This window comes from Marinobacter sp. DSM 26671 (assembly GCF_900112835.1).
GTDB lineage: Bacteria > Pseudomonadota > Gammaproteobacteria > Pseudomonadales > Oleiphilaceae > Marinobacter > Marinobacter flavimaris.
In genome coordinates this window covers 325,787-343,517 of sequence record NZ_FONF01000001.1, presented here as the reverse complement: position 1 = coordinate 343,517, position 17,731 = coordinate 325,787, and the positions used below count along the sequence as shown (strand labels likewise).

Sequence of the window (17,731 nt, the reverse complement as noted above, 5' to 3'; positions counted from 1 at the left end):
TAACCCGCACCAGCACCGTCGACGACTACTGTGGACGGTCCTTGGCCATGACCTCCTCAGGCAGCTTCTGGTTGATCGTCGGCATCTTCGAATTCCCGGATTTCTTCCGGCTTTCCTCAGGGCATAGTGCCAAAAGTGCAAGGATGTTTCTTGCCTTATATCAAGTACAACCCGGTTTTTTTGTTAGGCATTTCGGGTAACCCGTATATATTTGAAATATAACATTTATTTCAGATTTTCATTCCACATAAATTTGCATTCCATACAAAAAAAGACACAGGAATGTGTTTCTTATTGTCCAAATAACCTAATTAAACTGCCCCGGAAAGTGTGACGTGGTTCACATTAAAGATTGGTGTCGAATAGCGGGGTTCGCATGGGTAACAAATACGATATTTACCCGGAAACAGGTTCAGATCAGAGCCAGATCTCCCGGCTGTTGTTTCCGTTGTTGCTGTTTCTGACCTTCGCCAGCACCGGCGCTGCATCGGCATTCTTCCTGTTTGCCGGCGGTTATTTGTTAACCGGTGCTTTGGTTGCCCTAGTGGCGCCGTTCCTGGGTTTTCTTGCCTGGCGTCGATACCGGGACCTGCAGGCAAGGTACGCTCGGGTCTGCAATGAAATGATCGCCTGCCAGGAGCGGCTTGACGGCCTGGCCCGTCGAGATCAGGCCAACCAGCAGCTCATAGAGTCCGTTACCGAACTTCTGCCGCTCTGGAACAAGCTTCTCAATGGGGGGCGGGAAATCATGGAGCAGGCGGTTACCGACCTGTCCGGTAAATTTGAAACCATCTGCGACCAGTTATCGGTCGCCACCGGTGAAGGAACCCGGGGTACCGATACGGTCCTGGGCGAGGTCACACGATCCGCTGAGCACACGTTTCGCCAACTGTTGGCGTCGCTCGAAGCCGGCGGCAGCCGGGACCAGCAGACGTTTGAACGGGTAGAAGCCCTTTCCGCGAACACTGCGCAGCTCGACAGCTTTGCGGCCGAAGTCCGGCAGATTGCCGAGCAGATCAACCTGCTGGCTTTGAATGCAGCCATTGAGGCAGCGAGAGCGGGCGAAGCCGGGCGCGGGTTTGCCGTTGTTGCCAGCGAAGTCCGATCCCTGGCCGGCCGGTCATCGGAAGCCGGCGACCGTATCAGTGAAGTGGTGGGCCGGGTCAGCCATCAGATTGGCGAAACGGTGGCTCTGGTCCAGAGCAACATTGCCGATTCGGCTGCCTCACGTCGTCAGCTCCAGAGCGCGATTGATGACACCCTGGCGGACATCAGCACCAAGGTGGATGGTCTGGCCGAAGCCAATTATTCCCTCATGCGCAGTGGCGTGTCCGTTCAGGATGATATCCGCGACGTGATTATCCAGCTGCAGTTCCAGGACCATTTCAGTCAGATTCTGTCCCACGTTACCGGGTCAGTTGATGATGTCTACAGCCTGGCGTGCAACCAGAACACCGAAGTGCCTGGCAACTTTGAGAACAGCGTCAAGAGGCTGGCGGACCAGCTGCGCTCGCGCACCACGACGGCGTTTGAGCGCGAGTCGCTGGCCGGTGGAACACCCGGACGCCCCTGCCAGGCCGCGGCCTCCAGTGAACTTACTTTTTTCTGAGATTTAAGCCCATGTCAAAAAACATACTCGTAGTCGACGATTCCGCCTCCATTCGCCAGGTTGTAAGCATGGCCTTGAAAGACGCCGGTCATCAGGTGGTAACGGCTGAACACGGTGCCGATGCCCTGGGTAAGCTGGATGGTCAGCGCTTCCACCTGATTGTCAGCGACGTGAACATGCCGGTGATGGATGGCATCGCCTTCGTCAAGGAAGTGAAAAAGCGCGCGGACCACAAATTCACCCCCATCCTGATGCTGACCACAGAATCCGAAGAAGGCAAAAAGATGGAAGGTAAAGCCGCCGGTGCCAAGGCATGGCTGGTGAAACCGTTCAAGCCCGAACTGCTGTTGGCAGCGGTTTCCAAGCTGGCGTGAGGTAACCGACCGTGACTCTCCCTGATACTGCCAAAGGCGTGTGGAGTGCCCCCGAGGCCCTGACCATTTACCAGGTCCGCAAGCTTGAGGCATCGTTTTCCAGTTCCGGCCTGCCCCGCCGGGACTGGCTTTTTGATCTTTCCGGTGTCACCGAGATCGATTCTGCCGGCCTGCAATGGCTGTTAGCCGTGCGCAACCGCCTGTTCTCGGCTGGTTACCGGCTGGTGTTTGTTAATGTGCCGTCGGCGATTGCCGGCATCATTGAGCTGATCAGTCTCGAGATCCGCCAGAACGAGCCGTTCCCGGAGCTTGTCACTGATGTCTGATTCGGAAACGGTTTTTCGCGAAGAGGCTGCGGAGCATCTTGAAAACCTTGAGCAGGCGCTGTTGTGCCTGGACGCTGCCCCGAATGATGCCGACCAGATCAACATCGCGTTTCGCGCCATGCACACCATAAAGGGCTCGTCCGGCATGGTGGGGTTCGACCATCTCTCGGAATTTACCCACCACCTTGAGACGCTGTTCGAGCGGGTTCGCTCCGGGCGGCTGGGGTTGACCGCAGAGATCATCAACCTGGTACTGGAATGCAAGGATCAGATCGATGGCCTGCTCCGGTCACCGGTGCCGGAGAGCGGCCAGATCGAAGCCAGTCTGGCGCTGGTCGGCCGGTTGCAGCAATTTACCGAGGGGCCGAACCCGGTAGCGGCCCAACAGGCAAACACAGATTCGGGTGATCAGTCTGCCGGGTCGAGCTGTTATTCGATCCTTGTCCGTCCTTCAGAAAGCGCCTTTACCGATGGCATGGATGTGCTGCCCCTGATTCGGGAGCTGCAGGGGCTGGGAGCCTGCGGGCTGAGCCTGCGACTGGCCGGGGCGCCGGAAGATCCGGAACTCTGCGCCCTGGAGCTGCAGGTTCTGATTATCACCGACGCCGGAGAAAACGCTCTCCGGGATGTCTTTCTGTTTGTCCGTGAAGACTGGCAGATTGATTTGCACCCGCTCAGCCCCGACGCCTTCCGGCACAATCTCGACCGTTTGAGCGCCGCCGGCTGGCTGACAGACGACAATGCCCGGGCCTTAAACGCCCTGGTGCCGGCAGCAGCGCCTGACCAGCCCCAGGCTTCGGATCAGCAGGCGCTACGGCCAACGTCGGCGGAGCAAACCTCCAACGCTTCCCGGGTGGTCGAGTCCGAATTAAGCATCAAGGTGCCCCAGCGCAAGCTGGATGCCCTGATGGATCAGGTTGGTGAGCTGGTTATTCTTCAGGCCCGCCTTGATCAGTTGGCCATTTCCCGGGAAGACGAATCCATTGGCGAGCTGGCGGAAGAACTGGACCGGTTGTCCAATAACCTCCGTGAAACCACCTTTGATATCCGGATGTTGCCGATAGGTTCCACCTTCGGACGTTTCCGTCGCCTGGTTCGTGATCTCTCCCGCGAGTTAGGCAAGAACGTGGCTCTGGAGACGGCCGGTGCCGGTACCGAACTGGACAAGGTGGTACTGGACAAGCTGGCGGACCCGTTGGTGCACCTGTTACGCAACAGCCTGGATCACGGCATTGAAATGCCGGAAACCCGGTTGGCGGCGGGTAAGCCCGAGAAAGGCACTATCCGCCTGGAAGCCGCCCATGAGCAGGGCCGGATCATTATCCGGATATCCGATGACGGGGCCGGTCTCGATGCCGCGCGCATCCTGGAGAAGGCCCGAAAAAACGGGTTGGTGCCGGAAGACGTCACGCCCGATACCGACGCCATCTACAACCTGATTTTCGAACCTGGCTTCTCGACCGCTGCCAGGGTCTCGGATGTGTCCGGTCGCGGTGTTGGTATGGATGTGGTCAGAACCTCCATTGAGAGTCTTCAGGGCCGGGTTCAGCTGCAGTCCGAACCCGGTGAGGGCACGGTGATTACCATCAGCCTGCCGATGACCCTGGCCATTATTGACGGCCTGATGGTGGCGGTGTCCGGCGAACGTTTTGTGATTCCTCTGGGTGTGGTGGACGAGTGCATCGAAACCCGGGCTTCAGAGTCCAGCCGGGAAGACGGGTCCCGGCTGGTCAAACACCGTGACGGTCTGGTGCCGTCCCTGCGTTTGCGGGAATGGTTCGCGGTTGCGGGCCAGCAGCCGGACATTGAGCAAACAGTGATCGTCCATGTGGACAAAGAACGGTTCGGCATCACGGTAGACGAAGTGATTGGCCACTCCCAGACCGTTATCAAAAGCCTGGGGCGTCTCTATCGCGACGCCGAAGGTGTTATGGGTGCAACCATCCTGGGCAATGGCGGCATCGCCATGATCCTGGATGTTGCGGAACTGATTGACGATATCAACAGCACGGCCGTGTAAGTAAGGAGCCGAAAAACCATGAAACGCATTACCATCAAGACCCTTCTGTACACAGGATTCACCGTGCTGATCCTGCTGATTGGCGTGAACAGCTACGTGAGTCTGCAGGCGCTGGACCGTGCCCGGGAGCGCCTGAACGAGACCATCGCAGGCCCTGCCGAGCGTGTAAAACTGGCTGAACAGATCCGTGCGGATGTTCTGAATACCGATCGACTCAACAAAAACGTTGTTCTGGCCGCAACCGGGGTCAACAAGGACCGGTACGAGGCGTCTGTCATGGAAGCCAGAGCGGTGATTGAGGGGTACGTTGAGTCGCTGAAAGGTTTGACCGTTTCCGAGCGCGGTGAACGGGCCTTGGCGCAGTTCTCCACGGCGCTGGAGAACTTCCAGACCGTAACCGCCGAGGTACGCAAGATCGCCAGCCTGACGGAAGACCGTGGCGCATCGGCCAGCCAGGTGCTTGCTGCCAATCGCGAGGCTTATCTATTGCTGGTCAATTCCGGTGAGCCTGCTCTGGCCAATCTTGAAAAGGCCCTGGCCAGTGTCTCCGAAGTCGGGGAGGGCGACATGCAGGAAGCCACCGCGCTGGCAGAGCAGCGTTACAGCGAGGCCCGTAACCAACTGCTGACCATGCTGGTGGTGTCCTTGATTGTCGGACTTCTGGCCGCAGTGATTATTATCCGGCGTATTAACGAAGTGGGTCAGATTGCCAAGCGCATTGGCGAAGGCGACCTGAACACGCGGTTTGATCCGAAAGCCAGTGATGCGGATCTATACGGCATTCTCCGCAATATGAACGCCAAGCTCCGTGACATTGTCGCCGAGATCAAGGAAGCCTCGGACAACGTCTCCGCCGGCAGCATTGAGCTGAGCAGCACCGGCCAGCAGATTGCCGAAGGGGCAACCGAGCAGGCAGCGTCCCTGGAGGAAGTGTCTTCCTCTATGGAAGAGATGTCGGCCAACATTGCCCAGACCGCGGACAACGCCCGCCAGACCGAGCAGATTGCCCGCAAGTCGGCAACCGATGCCCAGGCCAGCGGTGAAGCGGTCCACGAATCCGTCGCTGCGATGCAGGAAATTGCCGAGAAGATCGGCATCATCGAGGAAATTGCCCGCCAGACCAACCTGCTGGCCCTGAATGCCGCCATCGAAGCGGCCCGGGCCGGAGAACATGGTAAAGGCTTTACCGTGGTGGCCGCAGAAGTCCGCAAACTGGCCGAACGCAGCCAGCGCGCTGCCGGTGAGATTGTTGAGCGTTCCCGCAGCAGCCTGGAAGTGTCTGAGCGCGCCGGTGAAATGCTGAAGGAGCTGGTACCCGGCATTCAGCGCACTTCTGAACTGATTCAGGAAATCAGCGCCGCGGCAGTCGAGCAGGACAAGGGTTCGAACGAAATCAACAAGGCCCTGCAGCAGCTGGATCAGGTGGTACAGCAGTCCGCTGCCTCTGCCGAGGAAATGGCCGCGACATCGGAAGAGCTGTCGGCCCAGGCTGAGCAGATGAATTCCACGGTCGACTTCTTTCGCATAGACGACCAGGGTGCGGTAAAGGGCAGGAGCCAGAAGGAAAGCGCCATTATTGTCCCGAAAAAGCCCGGGTCAGGGGCTGCTACCAACAGCCAGAAAGCGTCGAAGAAGCCAGCGACCAACGGTGTTGATATCGACCTTCATGCGGACGACAAAGAGTTTGTCCATTACTGAGGAGCAGAGCCGTGACAACAGTCGAAGCAGCGGCGACCGCTGAACACCTTCAGGTGCTGTCTTTTGTGCTGGATGACGAGTGGTTTGGGGTGGAAATCAGCGGTATCCAGGAAGTGCTGGAATACCGCAGGATCACCCAGGTGCCCAGAACACCGGATTTCATGCTCGGCGTCATTAACCTTCGGGGCAAGGTGATCCCGGTAGTGGACTTGCGGCAGCATTTCCGGATGCAGGTAACGGAACCGACCATTGATACCTGCATTGTGATCGTCAATGTTGAGGTGGACGGTGAGGATACTCCGCTGGGCATTCTGACGGATCGGGTGCAGGAAGTGGTTGAGCTGGACGGCGCCGATATCAGCCCGGCGCCACGCATTGGCAATCGGATTGACAGCCAGTTCATTGAAGGCATGGCCAGGTACGACGAGCACTTCATCATATTGCTGCGCCTGTCCGAGATTTTCTCATCGGATGAGCTGCAATCGGTGATCTCTGGCTCTGAGCGCCAGCCCGAGGCCCAAACGGAGCATGCGATGGAATGAGCGCCGGAGACGGTCTTTCCACGGCTGACCACCGGCGGGTTTCGGATTACATCGGGCGTGTTGCCGGCATCCAGTTGCCGGACTACAAACGCAAGCTGGTGGAGGCGCGTCTGCGTAAGCGCATGCGCGCCACTGGCCATGGTGATTTCTCGGATTACCTGAATTTTGCGCTTTCACCAGCGGGTGAATCGGTTGAGCAGATCATGCTCGTGGATGCGCTGACCACCAACAAGACGGATTTTTTTCGCGAACCGGGGCATTTCCAGTTTCTGGAGCGGTATCTCCGTGCCCGCCTGGAAAAAGCACCGCCGGACCGGCCTTTACGTGTCTGGAGCGCCGCCTGCTCCAGCGGCGAGGAAGCTTACTCCCTGGCGATCCTGCTGTCCGAGCTTGCGCTGGAATTCCAGCGCCTCGAATTCCGCATCGAGGCGACCGACATAGCCCCTTCGATGCTGGATAAGACCCGGCAGGGCATCTACCCGGAAGATCGCGTAACACCCGTGCCTCTTGAGCTGCGCAAACGCTACTTCCTGCGCAGCCGGGATCCGGTAAAGCGGCTGGTTCGCATGGGGCCGGCGTTGCGTTCCCACCTGAATGTCCGGCCGGTGAATCTGATATCCGATGATTACGGCCCAGACGGGCATTACGACATCATTTTCTGCCGCAACGTGATGATTTATTTCAATCAGACGGATCGGGCTTCTATCGTCCAGCGGATGAATCGGGCGTTGGTACCGGGTGGGCTGTTGTTTGTTGGTCACTCGGAAAGCATCCGTTCCTATCAGGCGGGCTTTATCAGCGAAGAGCCTGCGGTCTACAGGAAACGTGACTGATGGACGAGGTAAACGGAATCATCCGTGTCCTGATCATTGACGACTCTGCCGTGGTGCGCCAGACACTGAGCGAGATCCTGGAATCGGATACCCTGATCGAGGTGGTGGGTACAGCGTCCGACCCCTACCGTGCGGTTGAGAAACTGCGCACGGTGAAGCCGGATGTGATCACCCTGGATGTGGAAATGCCGCGGATGGACGGTCTCACATTTCTGCGCAAGCTGATGGCCCAGGCGCCCATCCCGGTTGTGATTTGCTCCTCGCTCACCGGGGCAGGCACGGATACCCAGATCCGCGCCCTGGAATACGGGGCAGTGGATATCATCACCAAGCCGGTTCTTGGCACCCGGCAGTTTCTGGAGGAGTCCCGGGTACGGATACTGGATGCCGTCAAGGGCGCCGCACGCGCGCGGATTGGTCGGCAACAGGCGATCCCAGCCCCCGCGGTTGTCCAGCGTAAATTGCCGGCCGCACAATCGCTGTCCGAAACCACTGAAAAAGTGATCGCCGTAGGCGCCTCCACCGGTGGAACCGAAGCCATCCGTATACTGCTGTCTTCGCTTCCAGAGGACTGCCCCGGAATACTGATCGTCCAGCACATGCCGGAGGGTTTTACCCGATCGTTTGCCGAACGGTTGAATAGCCTGTGTCGGATCAATGTGAAGGAGGCCGAGGACGGTGACTCTCTGCTGCGGGGGCATGCGTTGATTGCGCCGGGGAACCGGCACATGCGCCTTCGCCGCAGCGGCGCCCGTTATGTGGTTGGTCTGGAAGACGGACCGCTGGTGAGTCGCCATCGGCCGTCGGTTAACGTGTTGTTCCGGTCCGTTGCCCGTTACGCCGGCGCCAATGCCATTGGTGTGATCCTGACCGGTATGGGCAGCGACGGTACCGAAGGGCTTCTGGAGATGCGCGAGGCCGGGGCGTACACCATCGGGCAGGATGAAGACAGCAGTGTGGTCTACGGTATGCCCCGGGAAGCGTGGCATAGAGGGGCGGTTGAGAAACAGGCTGGATTAGTGGAGATTTCCGGATTCATCACGAGGCATGTGAGTAACAATTGATCATGGCATAGCGTTTCGTTCAGGCAGAGTTGACATAATCTGGTGGGTGACGCGCTTCCCAGATTGAATATCCAGTGCTTCAGCAGCTTTTTAACATTTACTATGCCGGGCGGCCGAGCCTGGGGCCTTTGATTTTGCTCTCGACAGTATGCTTCTTTTTCTTGAAGGTCTTGAGGCCAGGTCGCATTTTCCTCCTTTGTCGGAGTTATCGATACGATTGTATTGAATTTGGGGAGTTCAGGCGTCCTGCAATTCCTTTCGTGGGCTTGGAGAAATGCAAATTTGTGAAATGATTGATCGATAGGCACTTGAGAAGGGGCTACCCAGATATTGCTCGAAGCTTCGATGCGATTGGGAGGTTAGTATGAGCGCAGGGTTAGCATTAATAAGCGGACATTGGTTGCTCGGTGCGACAATAGTCCTTCAGAAAGTGATCTCGACTCAAAAAGAGCTGGGATTCTCAATGCTTACGAAACCATCGCTCCAATCCATCATCGGGGCCACGCAGAAGCGGCGGGAGGGGCCGGAGTTGTGCAGCAGGGTGTCCTCAGATGGTATTCCAGACATTGCGATACCTGTTGTCGACGAAAAACGGGTGACGAAAAGAACTACGTTGAAACCAAGAGTCGTAGTTTAACAGGCATTGGTTTCCGATTTCCGTAAGGCTTTGGCGAAATCCATAACAGGCTTCAGGCTGCTCGTTTCAAATAGTTGCGGAGAAAATTGAAGTAGATTAGAGCGTCTCGAGTGGAGAACAGCTGGGGCTTGAATCCACCATAGAGTTTGTTGATGTAATTGCCCGGAACCTCGGGAAGCTTCGCCAGAGCCATTGCCCAATCGTCAAACTGGCGATGATCGATTTGCTCGTACTGAATCAGGCGAACATCCTGGTGGCGAGGATCGGCAGTGATGCCAAGGTAAAGTCTGTTGACAGCCTCTTCCTCACCTTCCAAAACCTGCATGAAATTGAACTGATCATAAGCCAGCAGGCCGGTGATGCCGTCCCGCTCGTTTCTTTTGATGGATTCCGCGAGGATGTCGTCTAAATCGGATTCCTGCAGATGCGAAGAAACGCTGCTGAAATAGATAAGCCTGCAAAGTCTGGGCTTCGATGCGTCGATAGCAAAAAACCTCCCTGAAGGAGAAGCACTCCTTCTGCTATGATCTCATGCTTGTTTAACTGTACTCCCATAAAACCCAAGTAAACAACCTTGCCCTGGAGTTTGAACGTATGCCCCTGATGGTGCAGGCTCTGCTGCCGGTATTTGTCCTGATCATGCTGGGGCATGTGTTCCGCCGCATTGACTTTCCGGGCGGCGATTTCTGGCCCCAGGCGGAGCGGTTTACCTACTACGTGCTGTTTCCGGCCATGTTGGTCTTCAAGCTGGGGCAGGCCAGGTTGCCGGCTTCCGCTTATGGTGACATTGCATTGCTCATTGGCGCCATGCTGATCGCGATGACGCTGATCCTGGCGATTGCCCAATGGTTCTGGCGCTGGTCCGGCCCGGTTTTTTCTTCGGTTTACCAGGGGGCTATCCGGTTCAATTCCTACGTGGGCCTGGCGGCTGGCGGCATGCTGCTCGGCGATCAGGGCCTGTCCCTCTCGGCGATCGCAGTTGCCATCATGGTGCCGTTGCTGAATCTGCTGTGCATACTGATGTTTTCACTGGTGGCCACGGAAGGGCCGGTGAGGCTGGTGCCAGTATTCAAGGCGATTGTGACCAATCCTCTTATAGTGGGCTCGGTGATTGGCGTGGTCTGGAGTTTCTTCGAAATCGGATTTCATCCGCTGATCGGCGGCATTCTCGAGCCGCTAAGCAATCTGGCGTTGCCGATGGGTTTGATGACGGTTGGCGCCGGGCTTCAGCTCAAGGCCCTCAGAGGCGCTTCACTGCCGTTTATTGTGTCATCGGCGCTGAAGTTGGTCGGATTTCCGCTGATGACTGCGGGGCTGGCCTCGTTGCTGGGTCTTGAGGGAATGATGGTTCAGGTGGTCGTGCTGTTGTCGGCGCTCCCCACGGCCACCTCTGCCTACATTCTGGCTCGACAGCTTGGTGGCGATGCCCCCCTGATGGCGGGCATCATCAGTGGTCAGACCTTGCTGGCCATCGTCACCATACCTTTAATGCTCAGTATTCTCTGGTAGGCACTTGAGCACCGCGTCGACAATGCTGTGCTGGAAGTTGTTGTAACCTTCTGGCGTTGCCGCGATGTCAGTGGCCAGAGGGTCCCAGGTGCTGAAGGTCACGTCCAGGCTCTCGGTGATCGAGCGCCACCACTGCCGGTTGAACTGCGGTTCGGTCAGGAGGCAGGGATGGTTTGCGTTGCGCAGTTTTTCCTGCACTTCCGCGATATGCCGGGCCCCTGGCGACAGCTCCGGGTTCAGTGTCAGAACGCCCTCGAGTTTCAGTTCATAGTGTTCGGCAAATCGGGTAAAGGCGTCGTGATAGGCGAACAGGCTGATTTCGTGCGCCGGTGCAAGGCGGTCCCGGATAGTGGCATCGGTTTCTCGAACGCTGGCTTTGAACTGCTCGAAATTCTCGTTTAACGCGCCAGCGTCAACACCTTTCAGTCCTGAGAGAGCATCCCGGATCGTCCCGGCCATTTCGATGGCCAGTTCGGGATCCAGCCAGATGTGCGGGTCTTCGCCGTCTCCGTGATCATGGCCGTGTCCGTGCCCCTCGTTGTGGTGTTCTTCCTCCTTGGCCTCCTCTTCGTGGGCATGGCCATGGTGATCGTCCGCGTGGTCGTCGTGCGCGTGTTCATCGTGGTTAACTTCCCCGGGTTCGTGCTCGGCATCCACGAGCGCGACCGTTCGACCGCTGAATTCCTGCCCTGCCAGAAGGCGATTAAGGAAGGTTTCCATGTCGGGCCCGACCCAGAAAATCACGTCGGCGTTTTCCAGGGCCCGGCGCTGGGATGGCTTCATGGTGTAATTGTGGGGGCTGGAGCCGGGCGGGACGAGACTCGTTGTCTGCATGTCTTCCGTGGCGATCGCACTGACGATCAGCTCAACCGGTTTGATGGAAGTAACAATGCGGGTCTCGGCCTGCAGGGCACTGTGAAACAAAAGGGTGCCGGCTCCGAGTGCAATAGAAAGTGCTTTTCCGGTAACGCGCATGATAAAAGAGATCCTGCGATGCTGATGTGTAATGTTATAATATAACAAACTCGGCCGGGGCCGGCAAAAGAAACTTCTTACTTAGTATTTCTGGTGTGCTCGTTAACTTCCTGATCATGCGAAACCTGCCGTTGGCCGGTATAATGCCCGCTTTATCAAACGGCCACCGATTTTTCAGGAAGGTTTCATGACTGTACGTACCCGAATTGCTCCGTCACCCACGGGAGACCCTCACGTTGGTACCGCCTACGTGGCCCTGTTCAACCTGTGCTTTGCCCGTCAGCACGGCGGCCAGTTTATCCTGCGTATCGAAGACACCGACCAGGCCCGCAGTACCGCAGAATCCGAGCAGGACATTCTCAAGGCGCTGCGCTGGCTCGGTCTGAACTGGGACGAAGGCCCCGACGTGGGTGGTCCTCACGGCCCCTATCGCCAGTCCGAGCGCAAGCACTCGTACCGGCAGTATGCCGAGGATCTGGTGACGGCCGGCCACGCATTTTATTGCTTCCGCACACCGGATGAGCTGGAAGCCATTCGGGAAGAACGCAAGGCCCAGGGCCTGAACCCGGGTATCAAGGGCGATCTGGAGCTGCCCGAGGACGAAGTGAAGCGCCGCCTCGATGCAGGTGAACCATACGTGATTCGTATGAAAGTGCCCGATGAGGGCGTCTGCGAGATCGACGACATGCTTCGGGGCACCATTGAGATCGACTGGGCTCAGGTGGACTGCCAGATTCTGCTCAAGTCCGATGGCATGCCCACTTATCACCTGGCGAATGTGGTTGATGATCACCTTATGGAAATCACCCACGTTCTGCGTGGTGAGGAGTGGATCAACTCGGCGCCCAAGCACAAGCTGCTGTATCAGTATTTTGGCTGGGATATGCCGGTGCTGTGTCACCTTCCGCTGCTGCGCAACCCGGACAAGAGCAAACTGTCCAAGCGCAAGAACCCGACCAGCATCAATTTCTATGAGCGCATGGGCTTTCTGCCGGAGGCCGTCACCAACTATCTGGGGCGCATGGGCTGGTCCATGCCGGACGAGCGGGAAAAGTTCACCCTGGATGAGATGATCGAGAACTTCGACATCCAGCGAGTTTCCCTTGGTGGTCCGGTGTTTGACGTGGAGAAGCTCCGATGGCTGAACGGCCAGTGGCTGCGCGAAGAGCTGACTGAAGAGCAGTTCATGGAGCGCATGCGCCAGTGGTGGTTCAATGAGGATGCCCTGCGTGCTCTGGTGCCCCACATCAAGGGCAGGGCAGAGGTGTTTTCGGATGTGGCGCCCATGGCCCAGTTCATGTTCTCCGGCATGCTCAACCTGAGGCCGGAAGACTTTGCCCACAACAAGCTGGAGGAAGCCCAGATCAAGCGGGTTCTTCAGTTCACGCTCTGGAAGCTTGAAGCGCAGCGACACTGGAGCAAGGAGACCATCTTCGCGGATATCAAGGCGTTGGCCAAAGCCATGGACCTGAAGATGGGTGACTTCATGTTCTCCATTTTTGTGGCGGTTGCTGGCACCCCGAATTCCTGGTCTGTCATGGATTCCATGGCGCTGCTGGGCCCGGACATGACCCGTTCAAGGCTTCGGCATGCCCTGGAAGTGATGGGTGGATTCTCCAAGAAGGAAACCAAGAAGGTGGAAAAGGAATACGCGGCTCTGGGTATTCATTAACCGCTTTGGTGAATTAATAAACGGCTTGAACAGGGATGTTCAGAAAACTGAAAAAAAGTGTGTTTCAGAGGTTGACGCCCATAGGGCGGATCCTTAATATACGCAGCCGTTGAGGGGCCATAGCTCAGCTGGGAGAGCGCCTGCCTTGCACGCAGGAGGTCGGCGGTTCGATCCCGCCTGGCTCCACCAATTTCTAGTCCCCTTCGTCTAGTGGCCTAGGACTCCGCCCTTTCACGGCGGCAACAGGGGTTCGAACCCCCTAGGGGACGCCAATACGGCTTGACGGTTTAGTCCACCGGGAAGCCATCAAAAAAACCGCCTTCTGGCGGTTTTTTTGTGTCTGAATGTCGGGTCAGACAACAATGGGGTCAAATGAAATTTCCATCTGACCCCGGATTTATTCAGCGCTCGGCAATGGCACCCTTCCCAACACCCTCATAAGCCTTCACCCGGATGGTGTCTGTCGCGAACTCCACCTTGAGCTTGTCGGCCATGTGGGCGGCAATCAGCTCCACCGTGGTGTCGGTATCCAGCATGTACACGCGATCCTCTGGCAGGGTCAGTGCAAACTCGCCCTGGTTGGCCTCGTATTCGAAGGTCACATAGCGAACGCCGTCTTCGCCAACATGGCGACGCACCACATCCTCCTCGGACCCCACGTAGATATCCCGCCAGAGCTTGGCCCAGCGGCGCTCCAGATCGTAATCGCGGTGGCCGTTCCGGTCGATACGAATCGGTGATCGATGGCCGTGGGCGATGCGCTGGCAGTTGCCCAGGTGTTTCTTAAGGCCGTGGACATAGTGGTAGTAAGCACCATCGATTTCCTCTTCCCGGAGATTGATCTCCACGGAAATCACGTTGGCCGGAAGCACGGCCTTTATTTCCTGTTCCAGCAAAGAGGCCACGGCCGAGGGCACAACCCGGTCGGCGGACAACCAGACAATGGCCTCGTCCGGTGAGCGGTGAATGATCTGGCTGCCGTCCGTGAGAGCCCAGGTAAAAGTGTCTGGCTGCTCCTCACTCCAGGACAGCCCCTGGTAGCCGCGGGGAATCACCAGACGATGGTCAACACGCTCATCGATCACCCGCTTGATGGTGCGTTTTACGTTACTGAAGTCGAACACCATGCCCTGTTCGTCCAGCTCCCCGCCAAGCACCACATCCGCAATCCAGCTTTCACCCACCAGCCCACGGGTCGGGTCCAGGTAGGCAAAATCGATAACGGTCAGGTTGTCTACAAACAGATGGTTCATCAAATTTCCAGGCGGGTGTGGTTGATTGATGGCCGAATTCTAGCAAAAATCACCGAATACAGCAGTCTGGCGGTTGGCCACTGCTTCATTTCTTTTTGCTATCGGACTCATCATTTTAAACCTCGACTCGCACATTGATCAGCAATTTCCGGTACTGATACTGGCGGCCGGTGCCTCGAGCCGCCTCGGTCGGCCGAAAGCCCTCCTGCCGCTGGCTTCTGGTGACGGGACAGACACGGACTGCCGTAACCGCACATTGTTGGACGCCGCCATTGCCCAAGGCCGAATCCTCAGCCCGGAAGTTCGAGTGGTGTGTGGGGCCTGGTACCCGCTCATACGCTTTCGTTGTCGGAGGCAACCTTCTTCCTGGTTGCGGGCGCCGGATTGGCAGGAGGGCATCTCGGCATCTCTGTCAGCGGGACTTCGCAGCCTGGGGCCAGCGGTAAAGGGCGTATTTGTTCTGGTGGCGGACCAGCCGTTACTGGATCTGAACGCCCTCGAGGCCTTTGGCAAGGCGGCCCGCTGTGTACCGGAACAGCCCATCGCTGCAGATTACGGTGGCCGGCCGGGTGTGCCCGCCTATTTACCCAGATGGCTCTGGCCGCTGGTGTTGGATCTGGAGGGGGATAGGGGCGCCGGGCGACTGCTCGCAGAGGTGCGTGCAACCCGGGTAGATATTCCGGGGATCCACGATGATGTGGACACCCCGGCAGACTGGCACAGGATCAGGACCCTGCTCAACCGAACAGGCCAGACAGCCAGGCAATCCCGACGCTGAAGATGCCGAGACTTATGGCAAGACCAATGGTGTAGACCCGGGACGATGCCGAGCGCTGCTGCGCAACAAAAAGGTCGATTGTGCGCTGGGCTATGTCTTCAGCGGTTTCCCTCGAGATCTCGTGGGCTTGCTGAATAGCCTCGGACTGAAGGGTTTGCCAGAACTCGGTATCAATCGTCTGCACACTCGTGATGTGATCTTTCAGCTCGGCCATATGCTCGCTCGTGAAGCCGGAATTCTTTTTCAGCTCCTTCTTGAGCACGGCAAGTTCGCTGCCAAGGTTCAGGTTGACCTCCGCGGCAACTTCGTCCCGCAGATTTTTGGTCCGTTCGTCGACCATTTCGGTGACGGCGTTCAGGCGTTCCTCAATCACCGCGTCCTGTTTGCTTCGGGATTCATCCAGAGCCCGCTTCAGGTGATCGAACTGCTCGTCAAAGAGGGAACTGAGCAGTTCGTGGAGGCGGTTGTTGATGTGAGTTTTGACTGCGGAACGGGCGATCTGCTCAATCAACTCGCTGGTCAAGGGCACCACATTGGCTTGCGGGTTGCTCCGGCTGGCTGAATCGCCCGTCTTGGGCGACAGTTCCACCGACGCATCTGCAGGTACGTTCAGCAGTTCGTCCTCTTCCGCGGCAGCCGGCTCAGATTGCAGCGGTGGCTCCGGCAAGTTTCCGCCTGTGACGTCACTGGCCAGCTGGTCCAAAACCTCTTTGAGGCCCTCCGTTTGCGGCGGTTTAGTGAGGATGTTGTAAACACCGAAGTTCCTGGCCTCCTCCATGAATGATGACGATTTTTTGGATGTGCACATGATGATGGGGATGCCGGCGGTCTCCGGGTTGCCCTTGATGGCTTTGGTCGCCTCTACGCCATTCATCCCCGGCATTAGATGGTCCATGAAGATGACATCCGGACGCCCCTGGCTGTTCAGGAAATCGAGGGCCTCCTCGGCCGAGCCAGCCATATTGACTTCCATATCGCGACTTTCCAGCAGTTTGCTCAGGGCAAATCGGGCCACCTTGGAGTCATCTACCAGCAGAGCGTTCTTGATCGCCATGTCACTACCTCAATCGTTTACTGCAAACGCGTTTGTTATCGGACCGTTATGATTACCAGCCTTCCAGTTTCGGGCACTCTGTGGCCCGGTAGCTCTTGTCCCGATAACAGACACCGGGTTCAGTGGTTCGGGCAGTGAAAATTTCCCCTGCCGCTGTGGTCAGGCGTACCTGTCCGTAGGGCTCGCCATGACGGAATGTCGCTTCGATCGAGCTGCCGTTGGGATTCTTCAGCAAGCCCTTACCGTGGAACTTTCCTTCAATGTATTCGCCCTCGTATTTCTTGCCGCTGGCGAAGACCTCTGCCCCGGTGCCATGGAAGGCGCCGTTGGAAAATTCGCCTTCGTAATGGCGACCGTCGGGGTAGGTGAGTGTGCCGGTGCCATGAAATTCGTCGTTCCGGAAGCCGCCGACGTAGAGCATGCCATCCGCGGTGGTCAGGGAACCGTGGCCATTAAGCTGTCCGTCCTTCCAGTGGCCGGTCAGTATGTCGCCGTTTGCCAGTGTAAGCGTGCCTTTGCCGTTAAACTGGTTGTCCCGGAATTCGCCGGAATAGCGCGAGCCGTCGGCACTGCGCCATTCACCGTCGCCCTCGCGGTTGCCTGCAGACCAGCCTCCCTCGTAACGGCCACCGTCGGGATACCACGCGGTGCCCTGGCCGTGGAATTCACCATCCACGAAATGCCCCTCGTAGCGCAGTCCATCGTTGTCCTGGTAGGTGCCATCACCGGTCTTCACGCCACCGATCCAGATCCCGTCACGGAAATTCACCGTGGTCAGAGCCTCCAGTTCGCCCACCAGAGTCACCTCATTGCCGGCTTTCAGGGCAATGGAGCGGTTCCAGGGTTTGAAACCTGGCTTGGTGATGGTGACCTCGTAGCGGCCCGGGTCCAGCTCAAGATCCAGGCGGGTCGCGCCATATTCCTTGCCGTTGATGGTGACCTGATCGCCGACAACGTTTGAGCGTAGTACCAGCAGCGCCTGCGTCGGTGGCTGGGGTTCCTGCTGTTTTTCCGGTTGTTGCGGATTTGCCGGGGCGGTGTCTGTTCTCGTTGCCAATACCGATGGCGGTTCAGCTACCGCCAGAACCTCCGGGTTCTCCGGCATGGATGGCACGGTAAACGGAGTGGCTTCCACCACGGGTGGGCGCGACTCCCGGGCAGCCTGTTTGGTTCTGGCGGATGCCTCCGGAACAGGCTCTGGGGCCGGCTCGGGCTCGGTAGTAATAGAGGCAACAGCTTGATCCGTCGAGGGTGGTTCGAAGGCTTCTGTTATCTGAAGGTCATCCCGAACCGAGGCAAACCCGGCGGTTACCAGCAGCATGAGCGCCAGGGCATTGACGAACAGAAGCGGTCTGAAATCGACCATGACGGAACCTCTTGATCCTGC

The 17,731-nt window shown here is 57.7% G+C and carries 16 protein-coding genes and 2 tRNA genes; 13 read left to right on the top strand and 5 right to left on the bottom strand.

What is annotated here, in order from left to right:
- The first annotated feature begins 376 nt into the window (after nt 1-376).
- Genes BM035_RS01515 through BM035_RS01480 form a run of 8 tightly spaced genes read left to right on the top strand, consistent with a single transcriptional unit; the run spans nt 377 to nt 8,466 of the window.
- Complete coding sequence (locus tag BM035_RS01515; protein WP_092029934.1) at nt 377-1,609, top strand: methyl-accepting chemotaxis protein; 1,233 nt, start codon at nt 377-379, stop codon at nt 1,607-1,609.
- A gap of 11 nt (nt 1,610-1,620) precedes the next feature.
- The gene (locus BM035_RS01510; protein WP_092029932.1) at nt 1,621-1,983 is read left to right on the top strand and encodes a response regulator; all 363 of its coding nucleotides are present in this window, start codon (nt 1,621-1,623) and stop codon (nt 1,981-1,983) included.
- An 11-nt stretch (nt 1,984-1,994) separates the two neighbouring features.
- The gene (locus BM035_RS01505) at nt 1,995-2,309 is read left to right on the top strand and encodes an STAS domain-containing protein (RefSeq protein ID WP_092029930.1); all 315 of its coding nucleotides are present in this window, start codon (nt 1,995-1,997) and stop codon (nt 2,307-2,309) included.
- Nucleotides 2,302-4,329, top strand: a complete 2,028-nt coding sequence (locus BM035_RS01500; RefSeq protein WP_092029929.1) for a chemotaxis protein CheA — start codon at nt 2,302-2,304, stop codon at nt 4,327-4,329. Before BM035_RS01505 ends, BM035_RS01500 begins: the two co-directional genes overlap by 8 nt.
- Nucleotides 4,330-4,347: 18 nt before the next feature.
- Entirely contained in the window at nt 4,348-6,027 is a 1,680-nt protein-coding gene (locus tag BM035_RS01495; protein WP_092029927.1) for a methyl-accepting chemotaxis protein, read from the top strand.
- An 11-nt stretch (nt 6,028-6,038) separates the two neighbouring features.
- Nucleotides 6,039-6,569, top strand: a complete 531-nt coding sequence (locus tag BM035_RS01490; RefSeq protein ID WP_092029925.1) for a chemotaxis protein CheW — start codon at nt 6,039-6,041, stop codon at nt 6,567-6,569.
- Nucleotides 6,566-7,402, top strand: coding sequence for a CheR family methyltransferase (locus BM035_RS01485; protein WP_092029924.1), 837 nt, complete (start codon nt 6,566-6,568; stop codon nt 7,400-7,402). Before BM035_RS01490 ends, BM035_RS01485 begins: the two co-directional genes overlap by 4 nt.
- The gene (locus BM035_RS01480; protein WP_092029922.1) at nt 7,402-8,466 is read left to right on the top strand and encodes a protein-glutamate methylesterase/protein-glutamine glutaminase; all 1,065 of its coding nucleotides are present in this window, start codon (nt 7,402-7,404) and stop codon (nt 8,464-8,466) included. The genes BM035_RS01485 and BM035_RS01480 overlap by 1 nt, the downstream gene beginning before the upstream one ends.
- 689 nt (nt 8,467-9,155) lie before the next feature.
- On the opposite strand, the gene BM035_RS01470 is transcribed toward BM035_RS01480, so the two are convergent.
- Nucleotides 9,156-9,527, bottom strand: a complete 372-nt coding sequence (locus BM035_RS01470) for a BLUF domain-containing protein (protein WP_241956169.1) — start codon at nt 9,525-9,527, stop codon at nt 9,156-9,158.
- Between the two features lie 170 nt (nt 9,528-9,697).
- Here BM035_RS01470 and BM035_RS01465 point away from each other — a divergent pair, with 170 nt between their 5' ends.
- Complete coding sequence (locus BM035_RS01465) at nt 9,698-10,612, top strand: AEC family transporter (RefSeq protein ID WP_008175044.1); 915 nt, start codon at nt 9,698-9,700, stop codon at nt 10,610-10,612.
- On the opposite strand, the gene BM035_RS01460 is transcribed toward BM035_RS01465, so the two are convergent.
- Complete coding sequence (locus BM035_RS01460; RefSeq protein ID WP_092029918.1) at nt 10,589-11,587, bottom strand: zinc ABC transporter substrate-binding protein; 999 nt, start codon at nt 11,585-11,587, stop codon at nt 10,589-10,591. The genes BM035_RS01465 and BM035_RS01460 overlap by 24 nt on opposite strands.
- Before the next feature lie 187 nt (nt 11,588-11,774).
- Between BM035_RS01460 and gltX the strand changes: the two genes are divergently transcribed.
- The 3 genes from gltX to BM035_RS01445 all read left to right on the top strand — a co-directional run bounded on the left by gltX (nt 11,775) and on the right by BM035_RS01445 (nt 13,531).
- Complete coding sequence (gene gltX / locus BM035_RS01455) at nt 11,775-13,259, top strand: glutamate--tRNA ligase (protein WP_008175038.1); 1,485 nt, start codon at nt 11,775-11,777, stop codon at nt 13,257-13,259.
- Between the two features lie 113 nt (nt 13,260-13,372).
- Nucleotides 13,373-13,448, top strand: a tRNA-Ala gene (locus BM035_RS01450).
- A 7-nt stretch (nt 13,449-13,455) separates the two neighbouring features.
- Nucleotides 13,456-13,531 (top strand) — tRNA-Glu (locus tag BM035_RS01445).
- Nucleotides 13,532-13,660: 129 nt separating this feature from the next.
- Here the strand turns inward: BM035_RS01445 and BM035_RS01440 are convergent.
- Nucleotides 13,661-14,512, bottom strand: a complete 852-nt coding sequence (locus BM035_RS01440) for a 6-carboxytetrahydropterin synthase (RefSeq protein ID WP_092029916.1) — start codon at nt 14,510-14,512, stop codon at nt 13,661-13,663.
- Between the two features lie 73 nt (nt 14,513-14,585).
- Here BM035_RS01440 and BM035_RS01435 point away from each other — a divergent pair, with 73 nt between their 5' ends.
- Complete coding sequence (locus tag BM035_RS01435) at nt 14,586-15,290, top strand: nucleotidyltransferase family protein (RefSeq protein WP_008175034.1); 705 nt, start codon at nt 14,586-14,588, stop codon at nt 15,288-15,290.
- Here the strand turns inward: BM035_RS01435 and BM035_RS01430 are convergent.
- Both BM035_RS01430 and BM035_RS01425 read right to left on the bottom strand, forming a co-directional pair.
- Nucleotides 15,250-16,344 carry a response regulator gene (locus tag BM035_RS01430; RefSeq protein WP_008175032.1) on the bottom strand — a complete coding sequence of 365 codons (1,095 nt, stop codon included), beginning with the start codon at nt 16,342-16,344 and terminating at the stop codon, nt 15,250-15,252. The genes BM035_RS01435 and BM035_RS01430 overlap by 41 nt on opposite strands.
- Before the next feature lie 52 nt (nt 16,345-16,396).
- Nucleotides 16,397-17,710 (bottom strand): MORN repeat-containing protein, encoded by a 1,314-nt coding sequence (locus tag BM035_RS01425; RefSeq protein ID WP_008175029.1) that lies wholly within the window; start codon nt 17,708-17,710, stop codon nt 16,397-16,399.
- Nucleotides 17,711-17,731: the final 21 nt, after the last annotated feature.